Origin of the sequence: Methylobacterium sp. WL7 (genome assembly GCF_008040085.1) — a bacterium.
GTDB classification, from domain to species: Bacteria; Pseudomonadota; Alphaproteobacteria; order Rhizobiales; family Beijerinckiaceae; genus Methylobacterium; species Methylobacterium mesophilicum.
The window spans coordinates 1-8,103 of the sequence record NZ_VRVG01000176.1 but is presented as its reverse complement, the minus strand read 5'-3'; the positions used below and the strand labels follow the sequence as shown (position 1 = coordinate 8,103).

The 8,103-nt window shown below is 64.9% G+C and carries 6 protein-coding genes; 2 read left to right on the top strand and 4 right to left on the bottom strand.

Translation table 11 applies throughout. From position 1 onward, the window contains the following. Positions 1-160 precede the first annotated feature (160 nt). Together FV233_RS26750 and FV233_RS26745 are read left to right on the top strand one after the other, a co-directional pair. Complete coding sequence (locus tag FV233_RS26750) at positions 161-1,759, top strand: porin (protein WP_147899316.1); 1,599 nt, start codon at positions 161-163, stop codon at positions 1,757-1,759. A 639-nt stretch (positions 1,760-2,398) separates the two neighbouring features. Continuing rightward, a complete protein-coding gene (locus FV233_RS26745) occupies positions 2,399-2,695 on the top strand; it encodes a hypothetical protein (RefSeq protein ID WP_147854085.1) in 297 nt (98 codons plus the stop codon). A gap of 142 nt (positions 2,696-2,837) precedes the next feature. On the opposite strand, the gene FV233_RS26740 is transcribed toward FV233_RS26745, so the two are convergent. The 4 genes from FV233_RS26740 to FV233_RS26725 all read right to left on the bottom strand — a co-directional run. Continuing rightward, the gene (locus tag FV233_RS26740) at positions 2,838-4,223 is read right to left on the bottom strand and encodes a HAMP domain-containing sensor histidine kinase (RefSeq protein ID WP_147854084.1); all 1,386 of its coding nucleotides are present in this window, start codon (positions 4,221-4,223) and stop codon (positions 2,838-2,840) included. Then, positions 4,210-4,890, bottom strand: a complete 681-nt coding sequence (locus FV233_RS26735) for a response regulator transcription factor (RefSeq protein WP_147854090.1) — start codon at positions 4,888-4,890, stop codon at positions 4,210-4,212. Before FV233_RS26735 ends, FV233_RS26740 begins: the two co-directional genes overlap by 14 nt. Before the next feature lie 176 nt (positions 4,891-5,066). Further along, positions 5,067-6,455 (bottom strand): efflux RND transporter periplasmic adaptor subunit, encoded by a 1,389-nt coding sequence (locus tag FV233_RS26730; RefSeq protein WP_147899315.1) that lies wholly within the window; start codon positions 6,453-6,455, stop codon positions 5,067-5,069. After that, positions 6,455-8,103, bottom strand: a 1,649-nt coding sequence (locus tag FV233_RS26725) for an efflux RND transporter permease subunit (RefSeq protein ID WP_246690101.1), incomplete at its 5' end; no start/stop codon positions are given. The genes FV233_RS26725 and FV233_RS26730, both read right to left, overlap by 1 nt.

Below are 8,103 nucleotides of genomic sequence, written 5' to 3'. Positions count from 1 at the left end.
TAATTCACTCCGATACGGTCAAGCTGCCGATCTCGTGAGCGGCCAAATATCTAAAATACTGCGGCAGATCGCTGGATACGGACTCTTTCCGTGGCCTGAACGCGGAACTTTGGGTTGTCGCCTGCACGAATGTGCGCGCGGCGTCGCATGTGGGGATACAATGACCGATCTCAAGACGCTCTTGTTGTGCAGTTCGGCGATGCTGGTCTCAGGCGTCGCGGCAGAAGCCGCCGACCTTCCAACCATGAAAGCCGCGCCGATCGAGTATGTGCGCGTATGCAACGCCTACGGTGCAGGATTTTTCTATATTCCTGGCAGCGATACCTGTCTTCGTATCTCAGGCCGCGCGCGGTACGATTTCCTGTACCAGACCAGCAAGGTCCGCACCGGAACCGGCGGTGATCTGACCGGCTATCTTGGCCTCATGCGCATCAACCTCGATGCCCGCACGCAGACCGATTACGGCACTCTACGGGCCTTCGTGCGTCTCGACCTCGCCGACCGCAGCGGTCCCTTCCTCACCTCCGGATCCCGTCAGCGGGAGGGCTTGGCGTTCCCGGGGCTCGGGGCCGACGCCTTCAACCGTACGCAGACTTACGTCAACGCCGACAAGGCCTTCATTCAGTTCGCCGGGTTGACGGCCGGCCGGGCCTCCTCGTTCTTCGATTTCTACGCGCACGACTTCGAATTGATCGGCGGCACCGCCGGTTCGGACACGTTCAGCACGAACCTGCTGGCCTACACGGCCACGTTCGGCAACGGCGTCACCATGACCGCCTCGATGGAGGATCCGACCTATCGCCGCTTCCCGATCTTTGGAACCGGTTCCGCGGTTGGCGCCTTCACGGGCGCGGGCGGGTTTGCCGGTTACAGCAACGCCTTCAATCCCTTCACCCCCTCGACCTTCTTGGCACCAGTCGTCGTCGGACCCGGCAACGTCGCATTCGTCGACGTGACCCAGAAAAGCCGCACGCCCGACTTCATCGGCGTCGCGCGCATCGACCAAGCGTGGGGTTCTGCCCAGCTGTCGGCGGCCGTCCACGAAATCAATGCCGGCGATGCCGGCAGCACGGTGGCCGGTGTCACGACGGCGACCAGCGCCCTCGGCATCTCGCCAACCGGCCGAGCCTCCAACGCCTACGGCTGGGCGGTGCAGGGCGGCCTGAAAGTCAACCTGCCGTTCATTGCCAAGGGCGATACGCTCTACCTGCAGAGCGCGTACGCTCAGGGTGCCCTGACCTATGCCGGCATCTCGAACTACACGGCTCCGTACGATGCCCTCGCAGCGGCTCCGGTGGGCGGCGGCTCCTTCGCCCAATATTACGCAGACGCCGTCTTGAACCCAGCCACGGGACGGCTTGAACTGTCGACCACGTTCTCGGCCGTCGCCTCGCTTCTCCACTATTGGAGCCCCGCCTGGCGCTCGGCGTTCTTCGGAAGCTACGCGGAGATCGACTACAACACGAAGGGCCGTAACGCCCTCGGGCTCCTGGGCTTCGGCTTCGCACCGGCGGGCGCCAGCGCCGCCAACGCCCTGGCCTTCGCGACGAGCCCGGTGCTACGCGGCAACAACCAGGTCGTCACCGGTGCAAGCCTGATCTGGACCCCGGTGAAGGATCTCGATATCGGCGTCGAGGGCGAGTACATCCGCACCGCGCTGAACAGCGGTGTCACGCCGGACATCTCTAAGAATTCGCTGCGCTACGTGAATGCGCAGGACGCGGCGCAATTCCGGTTCCGTGTGCAGCGGGATTTCTAAACGCGGCCTCTCCGCGCTCCACCCTGAATGCATTGGCAAAAGGACTCGGTCGAAAGGCCGAGCCCTTTTACTCGTTTGAATTCGAACGCCTGTGCCGATCGATTTTTAAGCACTTAAAACTTATTTTTATTGCCCATCCAACCACGTGCTGTACAAGTAATTTAGCTCCTCGGAGGCTCTTTGGGCCGCTGAGTGGGCGATGGCTGTGGTTTTGGTTTCGGCGGGCTCAGGTACCGGAGCAGGGCGAATCCAACCCAGAGCTTCAGACCCATAAGACTTCGCCGACCGGGAAACCGGTCGGCATTTTCGTGTTGGCGCCTCGGTGTCGAGACCCTGATCGCAGCCGCCGGAGCCCAGCAGGCTCCCGCCCGGGCTCATGGGTCTTGGCTTCACGGTGACGGCGCTTCGAGCGTCCTCCCTTTGATCAGGCCCGTGGGGCCGAGCGTTCATGGCAGCGCACGGTATCAAGCATCGGCGGCAGTCTTCACGGGACTATCCGATTGAAACGGAATTTATAAATTCAAATTCACTCAAAGACCGAAAGAATTATTCCGCAAGAAAAGATAGAATTTAATTCGTCACCGTCGCACTGTGTCCTCCCGTCGCCGACACGCGACAGCAGATACAAGAGATCGAGTCATGAAAAACCTTATCCTGGCTTGCTCGTTCGGCACCATGCTGATCTCGGGCTCCGCCTTCGCGCACGAGTCCGCCGCGCAGATCGATCCCAGCCTCATCGTCCGGACGAACGGGAGCGGTCTCGACGCGTGGTCTTCCTCAGAGGGGAACGATAAGGCGGGCGGCATGTGGGAGGGCGCGACCGGGTACAGCGCGGCCGTGCCACAGCAGCCCGTCTATACCGGGTCGGTTCCGTCGAACCGGCAGTGGAGCCACCTCAACACCCGCACGTACCATCGCAGCGCGCCGTCCTACTGACCTGTTGGCTGGTCGCCTGCCGCAAGCGCCATCTTTGTGACGCGCTCTCGCACGCCGAATCGGCCTCCACTTCGGCAAGAGCGCTCTCAGGCGGCAGGCGACGCCAGCCCTTCCACGGTACTGACCGCCGATGCCGCAGCCCTCACACGGCTTCGGTCCGGGCGACACCGGGACCGTTGGGGCCGCAATCCTGGAACGGCCAGAGCAGGGTAACACAACAACCGGTCCCGTCGCTGGCGAGATCGAAGACCGCGCTGTGGAGCCGGGCGATCGAATCGACTAGGCTCAATCCGATCCCGAATCCGCTCTTGTCGGTCCTGAATGCACCGCGTCGGTAGCGGGTGCGGACGGCAGTCAGCTCTTCGGCGGGGATACCGCAGCCGGTATCGGTGACGCGGATGGCCATGGGATTCTGCAGGAGCGCGACCTCGACCCAGCCGCCGGACGGGGTGAACTTCAAGGCGTTGTCGACCAAGTTGCTGACGGCCTCGAAGATCAGGCTGCGGTCGCCCTCCACCTCGGATGCGCCGTCAGGCCGCTCCCACCGGAGCTGGATGCCCCGTTCGGCCGCAAGCGGCTCGTAATACTCTACGGCATCCTCCAGCAGCCGGCTCAGGTCGACCTGCGTAAAGCCGGATCGGCGCAGGCGATCCTCCATCTCGGAAATGCGCAGCAAGGCCGAGAACCGGACGACGATCGACTGGACTTCGGCGAGCACATCCTCGTTGCATGCACGGAAGGCCTTGACACTGTCGGCCTTGCGCAGGGACCGCTCCAGCGTGCCGATGACCCGGGTCAGCGGCGTCCGCAGATCGTGGGCGATGTTCTCATTGACGCCCTTGATCTCCAGCATCAGCCGCTGGAGCTGGTCGAGCATGTCGTTCACCACGCGGGTGAGATGGGCGAGGTCGGCCGAGACGCCGCGCGTCGGCAGCCGTTCGCTCAGGTCCCCGCGCATGATGCGCACCACGGCCGATGTGATCGCGTCGTTCTGCCGGAGCGATCCGACGCCGAAGATCACGGCGCCGATCAGGCCGATGACGATGGTGGCCGCCATGCCCCACGAGAAGGTCTCGACCAGGGCGTTCTCAAGGGACTGGAGATCCTTGGCCGAGCGGCTGACCAAGACGGACTCGCCGCTCGGGAGTTGGGTGAGCTCGCTGAACAGCGTGCGCGTCCCGTGCTCCGTCTGCTGCGTCAGGACGAAGGGATGGCCGATCGGTGCCGTCGCCGGGTAGGGGATCGGCGCACCGGCGCGGCGCGCGTGATCTGGCCCGAACAGCACGAGCGGGCGCCCACCCTCCGCGAAGTCCTCCGACGCGTCGATGCGCTCGCGCAGGGCCCGGGGCGGCAGGTTCAGGAGGTGCTTCGACTCCCATTCCACCCATTCGAAGGCGGCCTTGCGGCCGTAGCTGCGTGTCTCGACGTACAGGAAGCCGCACAGGGCGAGCGAAGCACCCCCGAAGGTCGCGAAGAACAGGCTCGCGACCCGGAAGCCGCTGGTGCGGCGGACGTCAAGAAGGCGCACGGAGGATGAAGCCCGTGTTGCGCACCGTGTGGATGCGGGGGTTCAACCCATCGGGGTCGAGCTTCTTGCGGATCTTGCCGATATGGACGTCGATGACGCTCGACTGGTGGTTGAAGCTGTAGCCCCAGACCGACTCGAAGATCATCTTGCGGCTCACTAGCACGCCGGCGTTCTGCATCAGGAACTCGATGATCGCGAACTCCTTGGGCAGCAACTCGACTTCGCGACCGGCGCAGTGCAGGACCCGCTCGATCAAGTCGAGGCGCAGGTCGCCGACCACCAATTCGTTAATCGTCTCGGCGGCCATCTTGCGGCGGGCCAGCGCGTCGACCCGGGCGGTCAGCTCGATGAACTCGAACGGCTTGGCGAGGTAGTCGTCGCCGCCGGCGCGCAGGCCATCGACGCGTTCGTTGACGGCCGAGAGTGCGCTGAGGATCAGCACGGGCGTCGAGACCTTGGCGGCGCGCAGCTTGGTGAGCAGCGACAGGCCGTCGATCTCCGGCAGCATGCGATCGAGGACGATCACATCAAAGTTACCTTCCAGCGCCTTCCGCAGACCGGTTGTCCCGCTCGGCGCCTCGTCCACCTGAAAGCCGTATTCCGTCAGCGCCGAACCGATCTCGGCGGCAACGCGGCGATCATCCTCGACGACCAATACACTGGGCATTCTTTTTTCCTTCTTATTTTGTATCCGGTTGTCCGATTTGGTCTCCTGCGGCTTTGCAGGGGAGCCGGGATTATCCTCTCCGGGCGCGCTGTCAAATGGCGGTCGGTCTCCGTTGGTGGAATGCGTCATTTGGCCGGCAAAGCTTACGAGATCGTGATTGGGCTGGCTCATGCTCCTCACTCCGCACTGGCCCACTCGGAGAGCTTGGCGGTCGGCGCCTTCGAGACGGAATCGCCCTTCGGAACGACCCGAGCACCGTCCTGGAGGGTCGCCGGGGGGTTGAGGACGACCGTGTCGCCACTCTTCAGCCCCGTGCGCAGCTCCAGTCGGGTGCCGAGATCGCGTGCAATCGTGATCGGGCGGAGCCGCACCGTGTCGTCGGGCTGCACCACCGCGACGCGCGTCCCTGTCGCATCGAAGATCAGCGCCTCGGACGGCACGGTCACGCGGGGATGCGTGCGCGGCACCGCGAAGGTCACGGCGACGTAGAGGCCGGGACGCAGGATCCCATCGGGATTCTTCACGTCGACCTCTGTGTCGAGGGTCCGCACGGAGGAGCGCAGGGCGACCGAGCTGCGCGAGACCGTCCCGTCGAACACGCGATCCGGCATCTGCGCGATGCGCACCCGAGCCTGGACGCCGTCATGGATGCGCACCGCCGCCGATTGCGGCACCTGGACCGAGACGCGCAGGACATCCGTACTATCGATGGAGAAGAGCGGCGTCCCCCCGCCGGAATCTGCGTGCACGAGGTCGCCGACATCGACCATGCGGGCGGTCACGACACCGTCGAACGGCGCGACCACGTTCTCGAATGTGGTCAGCGTCCGCAACCGGTCCACTGTGGCCTGCTGCGCCGTGATGTTCGCCTCGGCAACCTTCACCTTCGCGTCGGCAGCGGTGAGGGCCGCTGTGGCCGTCAGCATGCCGGCCCGGGTCTGATCGGCGTTCTGCTTGGAGGCCCAGCCCTGTCCGGCCAGCGTCGAGGTCCGGGCATCGGTGGCGTTGGCCAGCGTAACGTTGGCCTTAGCCTGCTCGACATCGGCGCGGGCGACGGCGAGTTGGGCCTGGAATTGGCCGAGCTGGGCCTCGGCCTGGCGCGCCTGCTGGTCGAGGTCGGGGGCGGCGATGCGCACGAGCAGCTCGCCCTTCTTCACCCGCGAGCCGATATCCACCCGGCGCTCGGCGATGTAGCCGGTGGCGCGGGCGAAGATGTCGGCATGGTCGAAGGCCTCGGTCTGGCCCGGCAGGGTCAGCATCATCGGCCGATCGTCCTCTGTGGCCGACAGGGTGCGCACCGTCGGGATGAAGTCGGCTGTCTCAGCCTGCGTCACCAGCGAGGCCTGATAGGTCTGCCAATGGTGCCAGCCACCGAGGCCGAGAGCGCTTCCGAGCGCCAGGGCGGCTACCAGGAAGGGCCGCTTGCGCGGGGGCGGCAGGTCGGCATGCGCCAGCGTCTCCCCTGCCCCGTCCTGCCGCAGGGGATCAATCTCGACGGCGTGGTGATGCGCCTGCTCCGTGGCTTCGTGGGCGTCGAACGCGTGAGCGTCGGGATCTAGGCGCATCAATAATCCTCGAGGGGCTTGATCGGGCTGTGTCGGAGCAGGGTGTAGAGGAGCGGGACGAAGAGCAGCGTCGAGAGCGTACCCATGCCGATCCCGCCCATGACCGCCCGGGCGAGGGCAGCGTTCTGCTCGGCGCCTTCGCCCGACCCGATCGCCATCGGGATCAAGCCGAGAAACATCGCCGAGGCGGTCATCAGCACCGGCCGCAGCCGTGTGTGGCCGGCCATCAGGGCGGCCTCACGCGCCGAGCAGCCCGTGGCCTCCCGGTGCTCCTTGGCGAAGGTGACGAGCAGGATCGAGTTCGCGCTCGCCACGCCGACCGACATGATCGCCCCGAAGAGCGCTGGGATCGAGAAGGCGGTGCCGGTGATGAACAGGCTCATCACGATGCCGCAAAACGCGAGCGGCAGCGCGGCGATGACCACGAAGGGATCGACCCAGGTCTGATAGTTCAGGACGAGCAGCAGGTAGACCGCCACCAGCGCGATCCCGAGCCCGATCTCGATCCGGGTGAAGGCGCTCTCCATACTCTCGATCTGGCCGCGAACCAGGATCTTGTCCGGGGCCGGCAGCTTGGCCTGCGCGTCGGCGACGATCCCGTCCACGGCGTTGCGGACGCTGCCGAGATCGGCGTTCTGGACGTTGGCGAGGATGTCGAAGGTCGGCTGCTGGTTGACGTGATTGATCACCGTCTGCTCCGGCTGCCGCTGCATCGTGGCGATGTTCGACAGCAGGATTGGAATGCCCGGCCTGTCATGGCCGGTGGCATGGACCGAGACCGGCGTGTTCATCAGCTGGTCGATGTCGGCATTGCGCCATTCCGGCGTCTGGACCCAGAGCTGGTAAGGCATCCCAGACTTCGGATCGGCCCAGAAGTTCGGGCTGACCTGGAAGGAGCCCGACAGCGAGACGTTCATGTTCTGCGCGATCGACTGTTCGCTGACGCCCATCTCCGAGGCGAGCCTGCGATCGACGTTCACTGACATCTGCGGCGCATCGACGATCTGGTGGAGGTGGACGTCGACCGCCCCGCGGACGGCCGAGATCTTGCGCACGAGATCGCGCGCGACGGCGAGATCGTCGGCGTCGTGGCGTCCCGACACCTGCACGTCGATCTGGGCGATCGTGCCGAAATTGAGGATCTGCGTGATGATATCGGAGGGCTGAAGATAGAAGACGTCGTCCGGGAAGGCGTCACGCAGGACCTTGCGCAGGCGTGCCTCGTAGAACGAGATCGGCTTGTGCTCGCCCTTCAGGTTGATCAGCATCTGGCCGTCATTGTAGGCGACGAACGATGCATCCATGAATGCGAAATTGTAGTTCGAGGCCGGCAGACCGATATTGTCCAGTATGAGTCCGAGCTCGTCCTTCGGGACGACCTGCCGGACAACGTCCTCGACCTGCGCGAACCGCTTCTCCGCCTGCTCGATCCGCTGACCCGGGCGGGTGCGGATGTGCAGCGTCATCTGGCTGGACTCGATCTGCGGGAAATAGTCCTGCCCGACGAAGGGGAAGATCGCTCCGGTGAGCCCGGCCGCGATCACCGCCTCGCGCACCACGTCGGAGATGGCGTCCGAGACAAAGACCGACTGATCGAACAGCGGCGTGATCGTCATGCCCTTCGGTGCGGCGGCGTGGATGTCGGGCA